The organism is Shinella lacus (genome assembly GCF_010994755.1).
Classification (GTDB): domain Bacteria; phylum Pseudomonadota; class Alphaproteobacteria; order Rhizobiales; family Rhizobiaceae; genus Shinella; species Shinella lacus.
In genome coordinates this window covers 38,131-59,059 of record NZ_WHSB02000006.1, presented here as the reverse complement: position 1 = coordinate 59,059, position 20,929 = coordinate 38,131, and the positions used below count along the sequence as shown (strand labels likewise).

Below are 20,929 nucleotides of genomic sequence, written 5' to 3'. Positions count from 1 at the left end.
ATATGAGCAATATATTGCACAGTCAAGAACGCGGCGACGTGCTCGCCCATGTCTCCGGCAATCTGCGCCGCTTGCGCCAGCAGGCCGGCCTCAGCCAGGCGGCGCTGGCGGAGGCGTCCGGCATCAGCCGGCGCATGATCGTGGCGGTCGAGGGGGGTGACGCGAATATCAGCCTGTCGAGCCTCGACAAGCTCGCCGCCGCGATCGGCGTCGGCTTCGTCGATCTTGTGCGCGATCCGGCACGCGCGCCATCCGCCGAGATCAACGAGGTGACGTGGCGCGGGGGCGATGCGGAGAGCACCGCGGTGCTGCTTGGCTCGGCGCCGGCGACGACGGAGGCGCAGATGTGGCTCTGGTCGCTCGGCCCCGGCGAGCGCTACGATGCCGAGCCGGACCCGGCCGGGTGGCACGAAATGGTTTTCGTGACCGAGGGCATGCTGCGGCTCGAACTCTCCGGCGCGGCTAAGGATTTTCCGGCCGGCAGCTTCGCCGTCTACGGCACCGACCAGGCCTATGCCTATGTAAACCCCGGCGAAACGCCGGTGCGTTTCGTGCGAAACGTGGTTAGCTGACAGCCAGCGTCCAGGCCATGCCGGCAAGCGCCGACAGGCCGAGCGTCAGCAGCACCGATGCCTTGAGGCGGAAGAGCGCGAAGGCGGAGGCGGCCGCCAGCAGCGCCGAGGGCAGGATGAGCGTTGCCGGCACCGGCAGTTCGAGGTGCAGCGGCCCGGCGGCGAAAACCGTCACCTCGCGAAACAGCGTGTGCACGGCGAACCAGACCGCGAGGTTGAGGATGACGCCGACAACGGCGGCGGTGATTGCCGACATGGCGCCGGAAAGCGCCGCATTGCCGCGCAGCTTTTCGATGAAGGGCGCGCCGAGGAAAATCCACAGGAAACAGGGCACGAAGGTGACCCAGGTGGTGAGGATCGCGGCGAGCGTCGCCGCCGTCAGCGGGTTCAGGCTGCCGGGGTCGCGCCAGGCGGCGAGGAAGCCGACGAATTGCAGCACCATGATCAGCGGCCCCGGCGTCGTCTCCGCCATGCCGAGACCGTCGAGCATTTCGCCCGGCTTCAGCCAGCCATAGTGCTGCACGGCCTCCTGCGCGACATAGACGAGCGCTGCATAGGCGCCCCCGAAGGTGACGACCGCCATCTGGCTGAAGAATACGCCGATCTCGGCAAACACGCTGTTGCCGCCGGCGACGAACCAGATCAGCGCCACCGGCCCGAGCCAGAGACAGGTGAGCGCGCCCGAGATCTTCAGCGACCAGCCCACCGCCGGCCTTGCATGGGCCGGCGTCGCCTCGCCGAGCAGCGAATCGCGATCCTGCAACACCCTGCCGTTGGCCGAGGCGTGGCCGTTTGACGTGCGGAACAGCTGGGAACCGGATCTGGAACCGGCATAGCCGACAACGGCGGCCACCAGAATGATCAGCGGGAACGGCACCTTGAAGGCGAAGATGGCGATGAAGGCGGCTGCGGCGATCGTGATCATCGCTGGATTGGTGAGCGCGCGGCTGCCGATGCGGAACACCGCCTGCACGACGACCGCCAGCACCGCCGCCTTCAGGCCGAAGAACAGGCCCTCGACGAGGCTCGCATCGCCGAAGAGCACATAGATGTAGCTCAGCGCCAGGATCGACAGGAAACCGGGCAGGATGAAGAGCAGGCCGGCGACGAGGCCGCCCAGCGTGCGGTGCATCAGCCAGCCGATATAGACGGCGAGCTGCTGGGCCTCCGGGCCGGGCAGCAGCATGCAATAGTTCAGCGCATGCAGGAAACGGCTCTCGCCGATCCAGCGTTTTTCATCGACGACGATGCGGTGCATCAGCGCGATCTGCCCGGCCGGGCCGCCAAAACTCAATGCCGCCACGCGCGCCCAGACCTTGAGCGCCTCGCCGAAGGGCACGCCATGGCCGTGCGCCTCGGGCGCATGGCCGGGCTCGGCCGCTCGTTCTGTCATCTGCATGGTTCTCCCCGTTGCCGTCGCGATCGATCGCAGCGGCACCCTGCCCTGTCAAGGCGACGGGGGCTTGACGGACGATGTGGATGGCATTATTAAACCGATAAGTTAATTAACTGAACGGATAAATACGTGAGCGATCCGCTGAGCCTGACCTTCGCCGCCCTTGCGGATCCCACGCGCCGCGCGATCCTCGCCAGGCTTTCCGAAGGAGACGCGACGGTGAACGACATTGCCGCCCCCTTCGAGATGAGCCTGCCGGCCGTCTCCAAGCACCTGAAGGTGCTGGAGGGCGCTGGGCTGATCACCCGCAGCCGCAGCGCCCAGTGGCGCCCATGCCATCTGGAGGCAGCACCCCTGAAGGATGCCGACGGCTGGATTGCCCGCTACCGCCGCTTCTGGGACGCGAGCTTCGACCGGCTCGACGACTATCTCCGGGAATTGCAGGCCGGCGACCCGGACAAAAAGAGCTGAGGAGAAAAACCATGCAGCAGACCGCCGAACTCATCGGCCTTTTCATCGAACGGCTGATCGACGCGCCCTGCCCGCTCGTCTTCAAGGTCTGGACGACGCCCGAACACATGGCCCGCTGGCTCGGGCCGAAGGGTTTTTCGGCCCATGCGATCCACGTGGATTTCCGCCCCGGCGGCGCCTGGTCGGCGGTCATCCGCTCGCCGGAGGGCAAGGATTATCCGATGGGCGGCACCTATCGCGAGATCGAAGATAACCGCCGCATCGTCCTCACCTTCCGCTGGACCGGCGAGGACGACCCGGACACTCTGGTGACCGTGACCTTCGAGGACCGGGACGGCAAGACGCGGCTGACCTTCGCCCAGACACCGTTCGACACCGTCGAATCCCGCGACAGCCATGCCGAAGGCTGGGGCGAATGCCTCGACCGGCTGGTCGCCTATATCCTGCAAGCCCGAGGAGAAGGACGATGAAAAAGACCTATCACGGCCGCTGCCATTGCAGCGCCATCCGCTATGAAGCGGTGCTCGATCTCGATGAGGGCCTGCGCCGCTGCAACTGCTCCTTCTGCCGGCGCACGCGCATGCTGAAGACCTTTACCCCGCGCGAGGATTTCAAGCTGCTCTCCGGCGAGGACCATCTCGTCAGCTATCGCGCCGACAAATCCGGCTGGCCGGTGGGCGATGTCGACCACTATTTCTGCAAACGCTGTGGCATCCGCCCCTTCTCGCGCGGTTATCTCAAGGACTTCATGGGGCACTTTTATTGCATCAATGCGGGCACGCTGGAGGACATTTCCGAGGAGGAGATGAGCGCCGCGCCGGTGATCTATGAAAACGGCCTGGCGGACGATTTCTTCAACCCGCCGCCCTATACGGCACATCTTTGAGATAGCCGGCCATTGCCTCCAGCATAGCGCGCCAGCCTTCGCGGTGGTCGTCGGCCCTGTCGCGACCATCGAAATAGAGGCCCTGCTCGACGAGCCGCATGCGCGTGCCGCCGTCCGCCGGCTCGAAGGTCACCACCACCGTGCCGGAAAAGCCGAGAATGCCGGCTTCCCGCAGGGTGCTGGCATAGACGATACGCCTGTCCGGGGTGATCTCCAGATAGCGGTTTTCGTTGAGATAGGTCGGCCCGTCCTTCGGGCCGAAGCGGCAGAGGTCGCTTTCGCCGACGGTGAAGCGGAAACGCTCGAAGCTTATCTGCCAGTCCGGGCCGGGATCGCCCCAGGCCAGTTGGGCCGTCTCCTGCGACCAGGCCGCAAAGACCGCGGCGACCGGCGCGGCAAAGGTTTTGATGATGTCGACGGTTCCCTGTTCGATGCTCACGGCTTTCTCCTTTCCGGGTTGCTGACGGTGAAACCATGGTGGAGATTGCCATTCCTTCGTAGAGACGTTCTCGACAGATTCGGGGCAAATGTGCCAAACTTGCCCCATGCCGTCCCGCCCGAAGCCCACAAGCCCGCTGACCATCGCCATTCTTTCGCTGCCGGAAAGCGGCACCATGGCGCCCTATGGGCTGCATGAGGTGCTGGGCGAAGCCGGCCGCGGACCCAATGCGCTGCGCAGCCTGCACCCGACGCTCGTCGCAGCGGAGACCGGCGCCTACGAGACGGGCAGCGGCGTACGGGTGACGCCGCAGCAGGGGCTTGAGGACAGCACGGCGGATATCGTCGTTGTCTGCGACATCCACCTCGAACCGGGCCTTTCGCCGGAAGGGCGCTGGAGCGAGGAAATCGCCTGGGTCCACCGGCATATCGCGGCGGATGTGCTCGTCTGCTCGGCCTGCAGCGGCGCGGTGCTGCTGGCGGAAGCCGGCCTGCTCGATGGCGCGGACGCGGCGTCGCACTGGATCATGGCTGACCTGTTTCGCGACCGTTATCCGAACGTCAAATTCCGGCCGGAACGCATTCTCTGCGACAGCGGGCGTGCCGGGCGGCTGATCACCACCGGCGGCGCGTCGTCGTGGCAGGATCTGGCGCTCTATCTGATCGGCCGGTTCTGCGGGGCGGAGGAAGCCGCCCGCATCGCGAGGCTCTTCCTGCTTGGCGACCGGGCTTACGGCCAGCTTCCCTTCGCCTCCATGACCCGCCCCCGCCAGCACGACAATGCCGCGATCGCCGACGTGCAGACCTGGCTTGCCGACCACTATGCGAGCAGCAATCCGGTAACGGCGATGGTCGCGCGTTCGGGCCTGGCGGAGCGCACCTTCAAGCGGCAGTTCAAGGCGGCGACGGGTTATGCGCCGGTGGATTATGTGCAGGCCATGCGCATCGAAGAGGCCAAGCAGATGCTGGAGACCGAACCCATGGCGATCGAAGAGATCGCGGTCGCGGTCGGCTACGAGGACCCGACCTTCTTTCGCAAACTCTTCCGCCGCCGTGTCGGCATCACACCCGCGCAATACCGCCAGCGCAACCGCCTTCGTACGCTCGGAGAATAGTGGCGTATTTGCCCCGAAGGCAGCCCGTTTGCCTCTGACCCCGTTGGGCAACCGCCTTCACACTCGGCTCATCGAAAACGAGGAGACGAGAGATGGACTTCTATTACACGCCCACCGCCTGCAGCCAGGCCGCCCATATCCTGCTGGTCGAAACCGGCCTGCCCTTCCGGCCGCACAAGGTCGATATCTTCCGGCATGTGCTGGAGGACGGCAGCCCTTATGAGGCGGTCAATCGGAGCGGCTACGTGCCCGCCCTCGTCTTCGACGACGGCACGCTCCTGACGGAAAATGTCGCGCTTCTCGACTGGATCGCCATGCAGGGTGACGGCCTCATCCCCGACGGCCCCCTCGGCCGCACGCGCCACCTGCAAATGCTCGCCTTCCTTTCCACCGAGGTGCAAAAACCCTTCGTGCGGCTTTCTTCACGGAAAGTGTCGAGGAGAAGGCATGGCTGGGCGAGACCCTTGCGCTGCGTTTCGACTGGATCGCCTCCCGCATCGAAGGCGACTTCCTGTTCGGCCGGCGTTTTTCCGCGGCCGATGCCTTCCTCTATGTCATGCTGCGCTGGGCGGCCATGTGCGGCATCGCCGTGCCGGACACGCTTCGTGCGCTCGGCAGTCGCGTGGAGGCGCGGCCCTCGGTGCAGGCGGTGCTTTCGCATGAGGCTGTCGCGCCGCTTGGCGCGGCAGCATGAACCCGACGAAAAGCGTTGCGCCGGCCCGATGATCGGCTAGGGTCTCCCGGCCGGCGCAGAGCCCTTGCGACACGACCAGTTCCCGCGACTGTCGGAACTGGTCGCTGGCCCGTCGCAGACAGGCTGCACTGGCACCGAACGAGGCCCTAAAATCGGCTTCAATATTTCATCGGGGTCCAGAAAATGGCAGAGTTTCCGCAAAAGGCGAAGGTCGTCATCATCGGTTTGGGTGGCATCGTGGGCGCATCGATCGCCCATCATCTCATCGAGCGCGGATGGGACGATATCGTGGGCATCGACAAGTCGGGCGTGCCGACCGATATCGGTTCGACGGCGCATGCCTCGGACTTCTGCTACACGACGAGCCACGACTATCTTTCGGTCTGGACCACCCAGTATTCGATCGATTTCTTCGAGAAGATGGGCCATTACGCCCGTATCGGCGGCCTGGAAGTGGCGCGCACCGGCGACGACACCTGGATGGAGGAGATCAAGCGCAAGCTTTCCTCCGCCAAGGCTTTCGGCACGCGCGCGCATTATGTTTCGCCCGCTGAGATCAAAAAAATGTTCCCGCTGATCGAGGAAGATCAGGTGATGGGCGGCATGTTCGATCCGGACGCCGGCCTCGTCGTGCCGCGCTCGCAGACGGTTGCCGGCAAGCTGGTGGATGCGGCGGAAAAATCCGGCAAGCTCCAGGTCTATGGCAACACGCCGGCCCAATCGCTGATCGTCGAGGGCGGCCGCATCAAGGGCGTCGTCACGCATCGCGGCACGATCATGGCGGACCATGTCATCGTCTGCGCCGGCATCTGGGGCCGTCTCATTGCCGAAATGGTGGGCGAAGACCTGCCGGTCATGCCGGTCGATCATCCGCTGACCTTCTTCGGTCCGTACAACGAATTCGAGAACACCGGCAAGGACATCGGCTTCCCGCTTTTGCGCGACCAGGGCAACTCCGCCTATATGCGCGACACCGGCGACCCGAAGACCACCGAAGGCGGCCAGATCGAGTGGGGCTATTACGAGACCACCAATCCGCGCCTCTGCCACCCGCGCAACATTCTCGAAAAGCACGAGGCACGCCTTTCGCCCTCACAGCGCGATCTGGAAATGGAACAGATCATCGAGCCGCTGGAACGCGCCATGGAGCTGACGCCGATCCTCGGCGAGCTCGGCTACAATGAAAGCCACTCCTTCAACGGCCTGCTTCAGGTATCGGCTGCCGGCGGCCCGTCCTGCGGCGAGAGCCAGAAGGTGCGCGGCCTGTGGTACTGCGTCGCCATCTGGGTGAAGGACGGCCCCGGCTACGGCAAGCTGATCGCCGACTGGATGACGGACGGACGCACCGAGATCGACCACAACTCGATCGACTATGCCCGCTTCTACCCGCACCAGCTGACGGAAGAATTCATCGAAGGCCGCTGCTTCGAGGCTGCCCAGAAGATCTATTTCCCGGCCGTGCACACCCGCGAACCCTATGCATCGGGCCGCGGCGCCAAGCGCTCGCCCTTCCATGAGCGCGAAAAGGAACTCGGCGGCTACTTCATGGAGCTCGGCGGCTGGGAGCGTGCGCATGGCTACAAGGCCAACGAGCATCTTCTGGAAAAATACGCCGACAAGGTTCCGGTGCGCGAGAATGAGTGGGACAGCCGCCACTTCTGGCGCGTCTCGAATGCCGAGCATATGGCGATGAGCGAGGATTGCGGCATCGTCAACCTCTCGCATTTCCACATGGTGGACATCGAGGGGCCGGACCATGTCGCGCTGCTCGAATGGCTCTGCGCAGCGAAAATCGGCGGCGACGGCAATATCGGCAAGGGCATCTATACCCATTTCCTCGATGACGAGGGCATGGTGCGCGCCGACTTCACCGTCATCCGCATGGCGGACCGTTGCCGGCTGATCAACGGTGCGGACGCCGGCCCGCGCGACTTCCACTACATGAAGCGCGTCGCCGAAGACCGCGGCCTCGACGTCACCATCACCGACGTGACGGAAAAATTCATCACCATCGGCATCTGGGGGCCGAATGCCCGCGATACTCTGAAGAAGGCCGTGTCCGACCCGGCCGCGCTCGATCCCGAAAATTTCGCTTTCGCCCAGATCAAGCAGATCGAGATCGGCGGCAAAAACGTCACCGCCTTCCGCATCTCCTATGTCGGCGAGCAGGGTTGGGAACTGCACATGAAATACGAGGACGGCCTCGCCGTCTGGGATGCGCTGCGCGCCACCGGCGTGATGGCCTTCGGCGTCGAGACCTATGCCAACTCGCGCCGCATGGAAAAGAGCCTGCGCCTGCAGAACGCCGACCTGCTGACCCAGTACAACCTCATCGAAGCCGACCTCGCCCGCCCGAAGGTGAAAGAGGCCGACTTCCGTGGCAAGGCAAAACACTTGGAATACAAGGCGCGCGACCACCAGCCCGCCATGCTCTGCACGCTCGTCATGACGGAAAACACCGACAAGGCCGGCGTGAAGCGCTATCCGGTCGGCACGCTGCCGGTCATGGACCCGGAGACCGGCGAAGTGCTGGTCGACGAACTCGGCCGCCGCTCCTACACGACCTCCATCGCCTTCGGCCCGACCATCGGCAAGAACATCGCCCTCGCCTACCTGCCCTGGGCCTATTGCCAGGAAGGCCGCAAGCTGAATGTGGAATATTTTGCCGAGACCTATCCGGTCGAGGTGGTCAGCATCGGCTACAAGCCGCTGTACGACCCTGAGAACTTGAAGCCGCGGACGTAAGCGACAGCCGCCCCCTCATCCGCCTGCCGGCACCTTCTCCCCGCTGGGGAGAAGGGGAAGAGCACCGGCGTCCCGTTTCCCTTCTCCCCTCGGGGAGAAGGTGGCCCGAAAGGGCCGGATGAGGGGGCGCATTCTTCGCTGCTACCGCACCACCGCCCCATTCTCCGCCACAAGCCGCCCCTCCTTGAACACCCGACGCGGCTTCGGCACCGCCACCACGGCCTCCGGCACATGTTCGGCGGCGAGCGTCACGAAATCGGCCTTGGCGCCGAGCGCGATGCCGTAGCCTTCGAGGCCGAGGGCCTTGGCGCCGGCGGTAGTGACCACGTCGAAGGCGGCGGTGAGTTCGTCGTCGGTGTAGAAGCCGGAGCGGTAGCCGATCATCATGGCGCGGCTCAGCATGTCGCCATCGCCATAGGGCCACCAGGAATCGCGGATATTGTCGCTGCCGCTGAAGACGGTGACGCCCTCGCCACGCAGCAGGGCGACCGGCGGGAAGACGTGGTCGCCGGGGGCGTTGGTCATGATGGAGACGCCGGCCCTGGCGATTTTTCCGCCGATGCGGCGGGCGGAATCGGGGTCGAGATCGCCAAGGCCGTAGGCGTGGCTGATCGCCACCCTGCCCTGCATGCCGAGCGCCGCCGTGCGGGCGCAGATTTCCTCGACGGTGAAGGCGCCGAGCGAGCCGAAATCGTGCAGATGGATATCGACGCCGACGCCATGCTTTTCCGCCACGCCGAAGACGACGTCGAGATGGCCCTGGAGGTCGCGGTCGAAGCTTGCCGGGTCGAGCCCGCCGACGAGATCGGCACCGAGCGCGATCGCCTCGTCCAGCAGTTCGGGCGTGCCAGGGCTTTTCAGGATGCCGTTCTGCGGGAAGGCGACGAGCTGGATGTCGATGATATCGCGGTATTCCTCGCGGATCTTCAGGATCGTTTCCAGCGACTTCAGCCCGACCGAGCCATCCACCATGACATGGCTGCGCATCTGGAGGGAGCCGTTGGCGACGCAGAGTTCGAGCTGTTTTCGCGCGCGCTCGTCTATCGGGGCCGCTTGCGCCATGTTCTGCGCCTGGAAGGCGACGCGCTCGTGCACGTCAAAACCATTGGTGCAGGCTTTGTGCGGGATCCATTTGTCGCCGTAGAAGCTGGTATCGAGGTGGATATGGCCCTCGACGAAGGCCGGCACCAGCAGGGCACCGGCAATATCGACCGTGGCGGACGCCTTCGGGGTCGTACCGGCCGGCTCAATTGCGACGATGCGGCCGCCGGCAACGCCGATATCCTTCAGCGAGCCGTCCGCCAGCGTCGCATTGGTGAAAAGCGTCTCGATCCCGGCCATGATATCGCGTCTCCGTTTGCGCACAGCTCGATCCACCGCCTGAAGGGCAGATCAAGAATTGTGCGCAATAACGCGCGAAAATCGTATGCAGTCAATAGGCGGCAGCGACCGCGGCATTGCCGAGCACGAGGATGGGCGTGCCGTTCTGCACGCGGTTGAAGAGATCGACCACGTCCTGGTTCATCATGCGCACGCAGCCCGACGAGACGGACTTGCCGATCGTCCACCATTCCGGCGAACCGTGGATACGGTAGAGCGTGTCCTCGTTGTTCTGGAAGATGTAGAGCGCGCGGGCGCCGAGCGGGTTCTTGAGGCCCGGCTCCATGCCGCCATTGGCTATGCTGTAGGGTTCCAGCTCCGGCTGGCGGGCGACCATTTCGTCCGGCGGGGTCCAGCGCGGCCATTGACGCTTGTATTGGATGACGCCGCGGCCGGCCCATTCGAAGCCCGCACGGCCAAGGCCGACGCCGTAGCGCATGGCCTGTCCGTTTTCATAGGTGAGATAGAGGAAGTGGCTTGCCGTATCGACGACGAGCACGCCGGGGCGTTCGCCTGTCGGGTTCGGCACCATCTGGCGATAGAAGCGCCGATCGATCTTCTGGTAAGGAATGGCCGGCAGCTCGTACTGGCCATCGAACTGCGCGCCGTACATGCCGGCATAGATGCTGGTATCGACCGGTTCCGGTTCTATCGCGACCCGTTCGCGCACCGGCGTGGTGCAGCCGGCCAGAACCGTGGTTGCCAATCCGGCGCTGCCGAGCAGGAAGGAACGGCGGCTTACGCTTTCACCCGTCAATGCGTGTCCTCACACTTCAATCGTCATAGGGGTCAGCCAGGGCCGCATCGGGCCGGCTGACCGGATATTTCGTGCGCGAGATCTGGGCCGCCAGGCCCTTCGCGCCCTGCTTCTTCAGAAGCGTGCGGAAGCTCGGATGCATGCCGCCGTCCACATAGGCGAAGCTCGAAACCGGTGTGGCGCCGGCAAAAGCCGCATCCAGCTTCTTTTGTTCCGCGCCGATCTTCGCCATCAGATCATTTTCTCCGACGGCCGCCGGGCATTGCGCCAGCGGGTCGCTCGGCTCGCCATCGACGAACTCCCTGTTGAAGACGTAGCGGCCACCGCAGACAGAAACCTTCGGCTGGCTGCGGGTGAAGGCGAAGGCGTCGTAGCCTTCCTTCAGCGTGCGCCAGAACGGCATGTTCGGATCGCCCTTGTGCTTGGCCATGTTCTGCGTCGTCATGCGGAAGGGATAGGCCTGCACCTGGAAGCGCTGCTGGCCGCCATCGAGCGCCTTCTGCACGATGGCATAGATTTCGCCCACGCCCTGGTCGGTCATGGCGTAGCAGCCGGACGACGAGCAGGCGCCGTGCACCATCAGCGCTTCGCCGGTATAGCCGAGAGCGGATTCCAGCCGGTTCGGATAACCGAGGTTGAACGAGACGTAATATTGCGAATTCGGGTTCAGCATGCCCTCGGAGACATGGTAAAATCCTTCCGGCGCCTGGCGGTCGCCGCTCTTCGTCTTCGGGCCGAGCTTTCCGGACCAGCGGCACATCGGATAGGTCTTGAAGAGCGCATATTTGCCGCTCGCATCGACCTTCCAGACTTCCAGCTCGCTTTCCTGCTTGAAGATGCGCACCAGCACGGGGCTTTCCGGCCGCATCTTCTTCTTCGACATTTCAGCCTTCACCTTGTTGGAAAGCTGCGGCGCCTCGGCCAACGACGCGACGTCCATGGCCATGCAGCCGGCAAGCAGGCCGCCGGCGATGGTCGCGGCGGCAAGCCGCGCGAGGAGCGAAAGACGCGGACGGGCGGTTTCAAGAGAAAAGCGATTGCGAAACATGGTGCGTTTTCGGTTGTTAGGGATCCGGGGGGCGCCAAACAGGGACGGCGCATCTCGGGCTTAGACTCCAAGCGATTGCTTAGAACTTCGTTAATCTTAAGGCCCCTTTGGCCTCACTCGTCGCTTTGGCGCCCCGAATCCGGGCAAATCCGATTTTCGCAAGCATAAAACCTCAAGCGGCTGGAGCATCAAGACCCTTATCGCCGCTTTCTTGCGCGAAGCGATCACGAAGGCACACGCGGCGAACAACAATTCGTCAGCAGCCCTATTCGAAGTCGCCGATGCCGTGGTGATGCGCGGTACGCACGCCGCCGGGCGGGTGCAGCGTCACCGGCACCACCAGCATGCTGCCATCGTCGAGGGTGACGGAGATCATGCGCTCGCCTTCCACGTCCAGCGTCTCGTCGAGTTCAAGGAACAGCGCGCCCGGCGCCATGAACAGTTCGGCCTGCCGGGGGATGACCAGGAAGGCGTCCTCCACGGAGAGGGTTTCGCCCTGCCGCTTCACCATCGGCGCGCCAAAACCATCGACGGAGACGTCCAGGATGCGCTTGTCGGCGGTGCCGGCATTGTAGAGCGTCAGATAGGCTCGCGCCGGCGCGCCATCTGCACCCGCGACGATATCCGCATGTTCGATGGCAAGGCCCGACAGCACCGCTTCATGCGGCACGATCGCGCCTCCGGCGCTCATCGGCGCGGCAATGGCGGCGCTGGCGGTCAAGATTGAGAACAGCGACAGAAGGCATGCTTGATTTGGCACGATTCTCCTCACATTTGTGTGGGATCACTGTAAGGCCATTGCACGCGGCTTCTCTTCAGGATTTCGTGAGGGTCGAAAATGTCGCGGGTGGCGGGTTAGGAGAAGCGCATGCTGACGATCGGCGATCTTTCCAAGGCGACGGGCGTCAAGGTTCCGACCATCCGCTATTACGAACAGATGGGGCTGCTCTCCCACGCCGAACGCTCCGAGGGCAACCAGCGGCGCTATTCGAACGGCGAGCGCGAGCGCCTCGCCTTCATCCGCCATGCGCGCGATCTCGGCCTCACCATCGATGCCATCCGCGCGCTGATCGAGCTCAGCCAGCACCCGGAACGCCCCTGCCAGGATGCCGATCGCATCGCCGCCGAGCAGCTTGCGACCGTGCGGCAGAAGATCGCCCGCCTGCGCAAGCTGGAGGCCGAGCTTGAGCGCATCACCACCCATTGCCATACCAACCAGGTGCGCGACTGCTACGTGATCCGCGCGCTCGCCAACCACGATCTCTGCCACGACGAGCACGACTAGGTGCCGGCGAGCAGCTTCAGCTTCTGGAGCTGCGTCTCGCGCGGCTCGTGCATGTCGAGCATGCCCTGGAGCCGACCATCGGCGCGGATGAGGAAGAGGCCGGCGGTGTGGTCCATCGTGTAGCTGTCCGATGCTGTCGGCACCTTCTTGTAGAAGGCCGAGAAGGCGTCTGCCGCCGTTTTGGTCTCGGCCGCATCGCCGCGCAAGGCGATGATGCGCGGGTCGAAGGAGGTCATGTAGAGCTTTAGAAGCTCCGCCGTGTCGCGCTCGGGATCGATCGAGATGAAAAGCGGCGTGATGCGGTCTGCCGCCGGCCCGATGTCCTTCAACAGGCCCGTCAGCTCGAAGAGTGCGGTCGGGCAGACATCCGGGCAATGGGTGAAGCCGAAGAAGACGAGATAGGGTTTTCCCGCCAGATCGGCCGAGCGGAAGGGTTCTCCGTCGACCGTCTGCAAGGTGAAGACCCGCTCTTGCGCCCCGCCGCCGACCGGCGCCTTTGCCGCGACCGTCGCTCCGACGATCGCGGCAAGCACGGCAAGGCCTATGACTGCCCTGCGCTTCATTTGATCGGCCGGAGCAGGCGCAGCGCGTTCAGCGTGACCAGCACGGTGGCGCCGGTATCGGCGAGGATCGCCGGCCAAAGGCCGGTGATGCCGACGATGGTCGTCACCAGGAACACACCCTTGAGACCGAGCGAGAGCACGATGTTCTGCACGATATTGCGCATGGTGCGCTTGGAAAGATCCGTCATCAGCGCGACGTCGCCGACGCGGCCGTGCAGGATGGCGGCGTCCGCCGTTTCCAGCGCCACATCGGTGCCGCCGCCCATGGCGACGCCGACATTGGCGGCGGCGAGCGCCGGGGCGTCGTTGATGCCGTCGCCGATCTTGCCGACGACATAACCTTCGCGCTGGAGTTCGCCGACGATGCGCTGCTTGTCCTCCGGCATCAGCTCGGCGCGCACCTCTATGCCGAGTTCGGCACCCACGGCCTTTGCCGTGCGGGCATTGTCGCCAGTGAGCATGATGGTCTTGATGCCGGCATCCTTCAGCGCCTTGAGGCCGGCAGCAGCGTCTGCGCGGGGCTCGTCGCGCATGGCGATGGCGCCGGCGAGCACGCCGTCGACGATCAGCATGGAGACGGTCTTGCCATCATCGTTGAGCGTTGCGGTGGCGGCCTTCACCTCGTCGGAAAGCGCGACGCGTTCGGCCGTTGCCTTGGGCGAGCCGAGGAAGACCTCCTTGCCCTCGACGGTGGCCGTGACGCCCTTGCCGCCAAGTGCCTTCGAACCGTTTGCCACCGGGGCGACGATGCCGTCTTCTGCGGCCTTGCCGAGAATGGCGAGCGCCAGCGGGTGGCTGGAGCCGGCTTCGAGCGCCGCGGCGAGGCGCAGCACCTCGTCGGCCGGCGTGGCGAAGGCGATGATGTCGGTGACCTTCGGCTTGCCTTCCGTCAGCGTGCCGGTCTTGTCGAAGGCGATGGCGGTGAGCTTGCCGAGGCCTTCCAGCACCGCGCCGCCCTTCATGAGCAGCCCGCGACGGGCGCCGGCGGATAGCGAGGCGGCAATGGCGGCCGGCGTCGAGATGACCAGCGCGCAGGGGCAGCCGATCAGCAGCACGGCGAGGCCCTTGTAGACCCACTCGCTCCAGATGCCGCCGAGGAAGAGCGGCGGAATGATCGCGACGAGCGCCGCGACGACGACCACGCCGGGCGTGTAATATTTCGAGAAGCGGTCGATGAAGCGCTCCGTCGGGGCCTTGGATTCCTGCGCTTCCTCGACCAGCTTGACGACGCGGGCGATGGTGTTGTCCGCCGCCGCCGCGGTGACGCGCACGCGCAGCGCTGCATCGCCATTCACCGTGCCGGCGAAGACGGTGTCGCCGATCTCCTTGCGCACCGGCGTGCTTTCACCTGTGACGGGCGCCTCGTCGATGGCGCTGTCGCCGTCGATGATCGTGCCGTCAGCGGAAATGCGATCGCCCGGGCGCACGAGGATGACGGCGCCCACTGCCAGCGATTCGGCCGGGACTTCCCGGGTCTTGCCGTTCTCTTCGAGCAGCGCCGTCTTCGGCACGAGGGCGGAGAGCGAGCGGATGCTGTCGCGCGCCTTGCCGGCGGCGACCCCTTCCAGCAGTTCGCCGACGAGGAACAGGAAGACCACCGCGGCGGCCTCTTCGGTCGCATTGATGATGACGGCGCCGACGGCGGCGATGGTCATCAGCATCTCGATGGAGAAGGGCGTGCCGGCAAGGGCGGCCATGACGGCGCGGCGCGCGATCGGCACGAGGCCGATGAACATGGCGATGACGAAGGCATAGGTCTCGATCGCCGGGAAGAGATGGCCGATGCCGTAAGCGACGACCAGCGCCGCGCCGGCGAGAATGGTCAGACGGCCCTTCTTGCCCTTCCACCAGGGGCCTTCGGACGGGCCATGATCGTGGCCGTGCAGGCCTTCGACGGCGGCCGCCTTCGGCTTGTGGTCATGGCCGGCATGGTCGTGATCGTGGTCATGGCCGAGCGAATGATTGTGGTCGTGTCCGCCGCAGCAGCCGGCGCCGTGCTCATGTTTCGCGGCCGGCTTTTCCGCGATGGCTGCTGCCTGCGTCACCGCGTAACCGAGGCCGGTGACCTTGCGGGCGATCGCTTCCAGGTCGCTTGCCGCATCGTGCTGCACGCGCATGGTGCCGGCGGTCACGGAAACGGACACATCGGAAACGCCCGGCATGCGGCGCACGGCGGTGTCGATCTTTCTGGCGCAGGAGGCGCAATCCATGCCGCCAACCCGGAAACGCGTCTCTTTCACATCGGACATCGTACAATCCTCTTTAATCTGTCGAGGATGTTCTACGACCTCTAGCGACTAGAGGTGCAAGAGGGAAATTCAGAAATTTCGAGACAAAGAGGCGCATTGAAATCTGCGGCGCAGCCATGTTAGAGAGCCGCCACTGAATGCAGGTTTCATCTGCTGGTTGGGGAGGACGCCATGTCTTGCGACGCCCTCTTCCAATCGGGGATGGGCGCTCTCGATGCCCCCCGAACGGAAGAACGCTTTTTGATCGGTGCCCTTGCGGCACAGTCGGGCTTTTATGCCGTTTTGCCGACAGGCTCCCTGCGTGCGGCCCACAGCGCAAAAGCGCTGCCGCATCGCCGTGTCCGCACGACGATCCCGTAACCACGGTTTTCCCAGTTCCGAATAGCGTGAAGCAGGAGGTTTTCGCCTCCGCTATGCGCGTTTCCGTCGGCATTGCCCCCAATCCAACCGCAAAAGAGGTCCCGCCATGTCCCTCACCACGCCCTATTACCTTATCGACAAGTCGAAGCTTCTCGCCAACATGGAGAAGGTCGCGCGCCTGCGCGAACTCTCCGGCGCCAAGGCGCTGCTGGCGCTGAAATGCTTCGCCACCTGGTCGGTCTTCGATTTCATGCGCGACTACATGGACGGCACGACCTCCTCGTCGCTCAACGAGGTGCGCCTCGGCCACGAGCGTTTCGGCAAGGAAACGCACGCCTATTCCGTCGCCTATGCCGATTACGAGATCGACGAGGTCGTGTCGCACGCCGACAAGATCATCTTCAACTCGATCGGCCAGCTCGACCGTTTCGCCGACAAGGCGGCCGGCATCGTGCGGGGCCTGCGGCTCAATCCCGGCATCTCCTCCTCCAGCTTCGACCTCGCCGACCCCGCCCGCCCCTTCTCGCGGCTCGGCGAATGGGACGTGCGGCAGGTGGAGGCCGTGATGGACCGCATCTCCGGCTTCATGATCCACAACAATTGCGAAAACGGCGATTTCGACCTGTTCGACCGCATGCTCGGCACGATCGAGGAGAAGTTCGCGCCGCTTTTGAAAAAGGCGGACTGGGTGAGCCTTGGCGGTGGCATCCATTTCACGGGCGAGAACTATCCGCTGGAAAAGTTTGCCGAGCGGCTGAAGCGGTTTTCCGGCGCGTTTGGCGTTCAGGTCTACCTGGAGCCGGGCGAGGCCTCGATCACCAAGTCCACCACGCTGGAAGTGACGGTGCTCGATACGCTTAACAACGGCAAGCACCTCGCCATCGTCGACTCATCGATCGAGGCGCATATGCTCGACCTGCTGATCTACCGCGAGAGCGCCAAGATTTCCCCCAACACCGGGCCGCACCGCACAATGGTCTGCGGCAAGTCCTGCCTCGCCGGCGATATTTTCGGCGAGTTCAATTTCGAGACCGAGCTAAAGGTCGGCGACCGCCTCTCCATCCAGGATGCGGCCGGCTACACCATGGTCAAGAAGAACTGGTTCAACGGCGTGAAAATGCCGGCGATCGCCATCCGCGAGCTGGATGGCAGCATCAGAACGGTCCGCGAATTCACCTACGCGGACTACGAAGAATGCCTCTCCTGAGGCTTCTACCGGGTAGAAGGAGATATCCCCCGACATGAAAAAGAACGTGCTCATCATCGGCGCTGGCGGCGTCGCACAGGTCGTGGCGCACAAATGCGCCCAGAACAACGACGTGCTCGGCGATATCCATATCGCATCGCGCACCAAGGCGAAGTGCGACAGGATCATCGCGTCGGTCCATGAGAAGAAGGCCATGAAGCAGGCCGGCGTGCTCGAAGGCCATGCGCTGGATGCGCTGGACATCGAGGCGACCAAGGCGCTCATCCAGTCCACCAAATCCCAGATCGTCATCAATGTCGGCACCGCCTTCCTCAACATGTCGGTGCTGCGCGCCTGCATGGATACGGGTGTCGCCTATATCGACACCGCGATCCACGAGGAGCCCGGCAAGATCTGCGAGACGCCGCCGTGGTACGGGAACTACGAGTGGAAGCGCGCGGCCGAGTGCGCGGAGAAGGGCATCACCGCCATCCTCGGCGCCGGCTTCGATCCGGGCGTCGTCAACGCCTATGCGAAGCTAGCCAAGGACGAATATCTCGACACGGTGACGGACGTCGACATTGTCGACATCAATGCCGGCAGCCACGGCAAGTATTTCGCCACGAACTTCGACCCGGAGATCAATTTCCGCGAATTCACCGGCGTCGTCTATTCCTGGCAGAACGGCCAGTGGCAGACCAACAAGATGTTCGAGATCGGCAAGGACTATGACCTGCCCGTCGTCGGCACGCGCCGCGCCTATCTCTGCGGCCATGACGAGGTGCACTCGCTGGCCAAGAACATGGACGGCGCGAATGTGCGCTTCTGGATGGGCTTCGGCGAGCACTACATCAACGTCTTCACCGTGCTGAAGAACCTCGGCCTGCTCTCCGAGCAGCCGGTGAAGACCGCCGAAGGGCTGGAGGTCGTGCCGCTCAAGGTGGTCAAGGCGGTGTTGCCGGATCCGTCGTCGCTGGCACCCAACTATGAGGGCAAGACCTGCATCGGCGATTACGTGAAGGGCCTGAAGGACGGCAAGGAAAAGACCGTCTTCATCTACAATGTGGCCGACCATAAGGAAGCCTATGAAGAAGTCGGCAGCCAGGGCATTTCCTACACCGCCGGCGTGCCGCCGGTCGCCGCCGCGATGCTGGTCGCCACGGGCGAGTGGGACGTGAAGACGATGGCGAATGTCGAGGAGCTGCCGCCGAAGCCGTTCATCAATCTGCTGAACCGCATCGGCCTGCCGACGCGCATCCAGGACGAGGACGGCGACCGCGCCGTCAGCTTCTAAGCCTGACAAAACCGGCCGCGCCTCGCGTGCGGCCGGCCCCTTGGAAGCGAGGTCGGCATTCACTACAACAAGCGACCGCCAACACTTGGGCAGCGGACGATGAATCGGTATCCCATGTTCAGCCCGCAGCTTCTGGTCAGCTTCGTGGCCGTCGCAGAGACCAGCAGTTTTACGCGCGCGGCAGACCGTGTGTCGCTGTCGCAATCGACCGTCAGCCAGCAGGTACGCCGGCTGGAGGAACTGCTCGGCAAGGCGCTGTTCGAGCGCACGTCGCATGAGGTGCGGCTCACCGAAGAGGGCATCAAGCTGCTCGGCTATGCGCGGCGCATCATCGCGCTCAACGAGGAGGCGCATGATGCGCTGACGGGGCCGTGGCGAGACGGCGTGCTGCGGCTCGGCATGCCGGAAGATTTTACCGTGCCGACGGTCGACCTGCTGGCGGCCTTCAAGCGGGAGCACCCGCATCTGAGGCTCGACGTCACCAGCGGGCTCAGCCCCGACCTGCACCGCGCCTATCTTCAGGAAGAGCTCGATCTGGTGCTCGTCAAGCAGCGGCGCGTGCACCTGCCGCGCGCCGCCCGGCCGGAGCCGCTGCTCTGGCTCGACAGCCAGGAGCATCCGGCCATCGAACAATCGCCGGTGCCGCTCGCGGTCTTTCCGGTGAACGGGCTCTACCGCGAGGAACTGTGCCAGACGCTGGACGGGCTCGGCATGCGCTGGCGCGTCAGCTATAGCGGCGCGGGGCTGGCGGCCATTGCCGCGGCCTCTGCGGCAGGGCTCGGCGTCAGCCTGCTGCCCGCAAGCTGCCGGTTGCCGGGGCATCGGGTGCTGGGCGCGGCCGAGCACCTGCCGCCGGTCGACGATTTCGAGCTTGCCCTGTTCTACCGCGATACGGCCTCGGCGGTGGCGCTGGATCTCGCCGAACGGCTCATTGCCTTCTGCGGTCTTTCGCGCTGACATTGGCGAATCGAATAGCCAGCATTGCCAAATGTCGCTGCCATGCGGCAGCCCCGTCTCCTAGAATGCGTCATCCCTTCCATGCTTGACCAGGAGACGATGTTGCAACATGCCATATCGCAGAGCCGCAGGGCTTTTCTGAGCCGCACCGGCCAGTTCACCACCGCCGCCGCCGTCGCCGGATTGACCGGCGGCATGAGCCGCAAGGCCGCGGCGCAGACGACCGATTGTGCCCCGGAGAGTGCCGTGACAGCCGTGAAAGACAGCCATTACCTGCTCGCCGACGTGCGCCTCGAAGAGGGTTTCGAGCGCGACGGCGATGTCGTCATCGCCACCCGCACGGCGCTTCACACGCTGGAAATCAAGGACGGCAAGATCGCCGCGCTGCATGGCGCAGGCGCGACGCTGCCGACGGGCCTTCCGACCTACCAGGCGAACGGCCAGCTTGCGCTGCCCACCATGCGCGACATGCATATCCATCTCGACAAGACGTTTTACGGCGGCCCCTGGCAGGCACCGCGCCCGCGGCAGGGCAAGACGATCATGGACATGATCGCGCTGGAGGAAAAGCTGCTGCCGCAATTGCTGCCGACCTCCGTCGAGCGTGCGGAGGGGTTGATCGCGCTGCTGCAATCCAAGGGCAGCACGGTCGCCCGCAGCCATTGCAACATCGATCCGGTGAGCGGGCTGAAGAGCCTGGAACACCTGAAACTGGCGCTGGAGAAGCACAAGGACGACTTCGTCTGCGAGATCGTCGCCTTCCCGCAGCACGGCCTCCTGCATTCCAAGGTCGACGGGCTGATGCGCGAAGCGATGCAGATGGGCGTCGAATATGTCGGCGGCCTCGACCCGACCAATGTCGACGGCGCCATGGAAAAGTCGCTCGACGCGATGTTCCAGATCGCGCTCGACACCGGCAAGGGCGTCGATATCCACCTGCATGAGACGAGCCCGGCCGGTGTTGCGGCGGTCAACTACATGATCGATACGGTCGAGAAGAACCCGGCGCTGAAGGGCAAGGTGACGATCAGCCATGCCTTCGCACTGACGACGCTGACACCCGAACAGCTGGAGGAGACCGCCGCGCGGCTGGCGGCAAACGGCATGACGATCGCCTCCACCGTGCCGATCGGCGGGCTGATGATGCCGCTGCCGCAGCTTTCCAAGGCCGGCGTCTTCGTGATGACCGGCACCGACAGCGTCATCGACCACTGGTCGCCCTTCGGCAGCGGCGACATGCTGGAAAAGGCCTATCTCTATGCCCAACTTTATCGCGGCTCGGACGAGTTCCACCTGTCCCGCTCGCTCGCCATTTCCACCGGTGGCATCCTGCCGCTCGACAATGACGGCAACCGCGCCTGGCCGAAGGCCGGCGACGAGGCGGGCTTCACGCTGGCCGCCGCCAGCTGCTCGGCGGAAGCCGTCGCCCGCGTGGCGCCCCGCGGCGCGACGTTCCATAAGGGGCGGCTGGTTGCCGGCGGCGTCGGCAAGGCCTGATCGCCAAGACTGAGTGCAGAAAGGCCGGCTTGAAGC

General features: G+C 64.6%; 20 protein-coding genes and 1 pseudogene. 13 read left to right on the top strand and 8 right to left on the bottom strand.

Annotation, left to right across the window (positions count from 1 at the left end):
• Positions 1–2 precede the first annotated feature (2 nt).
• Positions 3–572: a helix-turn-helix domain-containing protein gene (locus tag GB927_RS17220; protein WP_256118428.1), complete on the top strand. Its 570-nt coding sequence runs from the start codon at positions 3–5 to the stop codon at positions 570–572.
• Here the strand turns inward: GB927_RS17220 and chrA are convergent.
• Positions 565–1,971 carry a chromate efflux transporter gene (gene chrA, locus GB927_RS17215; protein WP_256118427.1) on the bottom strand — a complete coding sequence of 469 codons (1,407 nt, stop codon included), beginning with the start codon at positions 1,969–1,971 and terminating at the stop codon, positions 565–567. The two genes, GB927_RS17220 and chrA, sit on opposite strands and share 8 nt — an antisense overlap.
• A gap of 126 nt (positions 1,972–2,097) precedes the next feature.
• On the opposite strand from chrA, the gene GB927_RS17210 reads away from it, so the two are divergent.
• Genes GB927_RS17210 through GB927_RS17200 form a run of 3 tightly spaced genes read left to right on the top strand, consistent with a single transcriptional unit; the run spans position 2,098 to position 3,325 of the window.
• Entirely contained in the window at positions 2,098–2,439 is a 342-nt protein-coding gene (locus GB927_RS17210) for an ArsR/SmtB family transcription factor (RefSeq protein ID WP_256118426.1), read from the top strand.
• Between the two features lie 11 nt (positions 2,440–2,450).
• A complete protein-coding gene (locus tag GB927_RS17205; RefSeq protein ID WP_256118425.1) occupies positions 2,451–2,909 on the top strand; it encodes an SRPBCC family protein in 459 nt (152 codons plus the stop codon).
• Positions 2,906–3,325, top strand: a complete 420-nt coding sequence (locus tag GB927_RS17200; RefSeq protein WP_256118424.1) for a GFA family protein — start codon at positions 2,906–2,908, stop codon at positions 3,323–3,325. The genes GB927_RS17205 and GB927_RS17200 overlap by 4 nt, the downstream gene beginning before the upstream one ends.
• Here the strand turns inward: GB927_RS17200 and GB927_RS17195 are convergent.
• On the bottom strand, positions 3,294–3,764 hold the full coding sequence (locus GB927_RS17195) for an SRPBCC domain-containing protein (protein WP_256118422.1): 471 nt from the start codon (positions 3,762–3,764) through the stop codon (positions 3,294–3,296). The genes GB927_RS17200 and GB927_RS17195 overlap by 32 nt on opposite strands.
• 106 nt (positions 3,765–3,870) lie before the next feature.
• Between GB927_RS17195 and GB927_RS17190 the strand changes: the two genes are divergently transcribed.
• From GB927_RS17190 to GB927_RS17175, 4 genes and pseudogenes are all read left to right on the top strand, one after another.
• Positions 3,871–4,878 (top strand): GlxA family transcriptional regulator, encoded by a 1,008-nt coding sequence (locus GB927_RS17190; protein WP_256118421.1) that lies wholly within the window; start codon positions 3,871–3,873, stop codon positions 4,876–4,878.
• 92 nt (positions 4,879–4,970) lie between these two features.
• Positions 4,971–5,132, top strand: a pseudogene (locus GB927_RS17185) (thioredoxin domain-containing protein); the annotation flags it as partial.
• 197 nt (positions 5,133–5,329) lie between these two features.
• Entirely contained in the window at positions 5,330–5,572 is a 243-nt protein-coding gene (locus GB927_RS17180) for a glutathione S-transferase C-terminal domain-containing protein (RefSeq protein WP_369431683.1), read from the top strand.
• 183 nt (positions 5,573–5,755) lie between these two features.
• The gene (locus GB927_RS17175; protein ID WP_256118420.1) at positions 5,756–8,317 is read left to right on the top strand and encodes a GcvT family protein; all 2,562 of its coding nucleotides are present in this window, start codon (positions 5,756–5,758) and stop codon (positions 8,315–8,317) included.
• 141 nt (positions 8,318–8,458) lie between these two features.
• Here the strand turns inward: GB927_RS17175 and GB927_RS17170 are convergent, their stop codons facing one another.
• From GB927_RS17170 to GB927_RS17155, 4 genes are all read right to left on the bottom strand, one after another.
• Positions 8,459–9,658, bottom strand: coding sequence for an amidohydrolase family protein (locus tag GB927_RS17170; RefSeq protein ID WP_256118419.1), 1,200 nt, complete (start codon positions 9,656–9,658; stop codon positions 8,459–8,461).
• Positions 9,659–9,749: 91 nt separating this feature from the next.
• Positions 9,750–10,454 carry a L,D-transpeptidase family protein gene (locus tag GB927_RS17165; protein ID WP_256118418.1) on the bottom strand — a complete coding sequence of 235 codons (705 nt, stop codon included), beginning with the start codon at positions 10,452–10,454 and terminating at the stop codon, positions 9,750–9,752.
• A gap of 16 nt (positions 10,455–10,470) precedes the next feature.
• The gene (locus tag GB927_RS17160; protein ID WP_256118417.1) at positions 10,471–11,502 is read right to left on the bottom strand and encodes a L,D-transpeptidase family protein; all 1,032 of its coding nucleotides are present in this window, start codon (positions 11,500–11,502) and stop codon (positions 10,471–10,473) included.
• A 265-nt stretch (positions 11,503–11,767) separates the two neighbouring features.
• Positions 11,768–12,262 carry a copper chaperone PCu(A)C gene (locus GB927_RS17155; protein ID WP_256118416.1) on the bottom strand — a complete coding sequence of 165 codons (495 nt, stop codon included), beginning with the start codon at positions 12,260–12,262 and terminating at the stop codon, positions 11,768–11,770.
• A 108-nt stretch (positions 12,263–12,370) separates the two neighbouring features.
• Between GB927_RS17155 and GB927_RS17150 the strand changes: the two genes are divergently transcribed.
• Positions 12,371–12,787 carry a MerR family transcriptional regulator gene (locus GB927_RS17150; RefSeq protein WP_256118415.1) on the top strand — a complete coding sequence of 139 codons (417 nt, stop codon included), beginning with the start codon at positions 12,371–12,373 and terminating at the stop codon, positions 12,785–12,787.
• On the opposite strand, the gene GB927_RS17145 is transcribed toward GB927_RS17150, so the two are convergent.
• Both GB927_RS17145 and GB927_RS17140 read right to left on the bottom strand, forming a co-directional pair.
• Positions 12,784–13,350: an SCO family protein gene (locus GB927_RS17145; protein ID WP_256118414.1), complete on the bottom strand. Its 567-nt coding sequence runs from the start codon at positions 13,348–13,350 to the stop codon at positions 12,784–12,786. The genes GB927_RS17150 and GB927_RS17145 overlap by 4 nt on opposite strands.
• Positions 13,347–15,599, bottom strand: a complete 2,253-nt coding sequence (locus tag GB927_RS17140) for a heavy metal translocating P-type ATPase (protein WP_256118413.1) — start codon at positions 15,597–15,599, stop codon at positions 13,347–13,349. Before GB927_RS17140 ends, GB927_RS17145 begins: the two co-directional genes overlap by 4 nt.
• Positions 15,600–16,065: 466 nt before the next feature.
• On the opposite strand from GB927_RS17140, the gene GB927_RS17135 reads away from it, so the two are divergent.
• From GB927_RS17135 to GB927_RS17120, 4 genes are all read left to right on the top strand, one after another.
• Positions 16,066–17,166, top strand: a complete 1,101-nt coding sequence (locus tag GB927_RS17135) for a carboxynorspermidine decarboxylase (protein WP_256118412.1) — start codon at positions 16,066–16,068, stop codon at positions 17,164–17,166.
• A 34-nt stretch (positions 17,167–17,200) separates the two neighbouring features.
• Entirely contained in the window at positions 17,201–18,439 is a 1,239-nt protein-coding gene (locus GB927_RS17130; RefSeq protein ID WP_256118411.1) for a saccharopine dehydrogenase family protein, read from the top strand.
• 99 nt (positions 18,440–18,538) lie between these two features.
• Positions 18,539–19,396 (top strand): LysR family transcriptional regulator, encoded by an 858-nt coding sequence (locus GB927_RS17125; RefSeq protein WP_256118410.1) that lies wholly within the window; start codon positions 18,539–18,541, stop codon positions 19,394–19,396.
• 99 nt (positions 19,397–19,495) lie between these two features.
• Positions 19,496–20,893, top strand: coding sequence for an amidohydrolase family protein (locus tag GB927_RS17120; RefSeq protein WP_256118409.1), 1,398 nt, complete (start codon positions 19,496–19,498; stop codon positions 20,891–20,893).
• Positions 20,894–20,929: the final 36 nt, after the last annotated feature.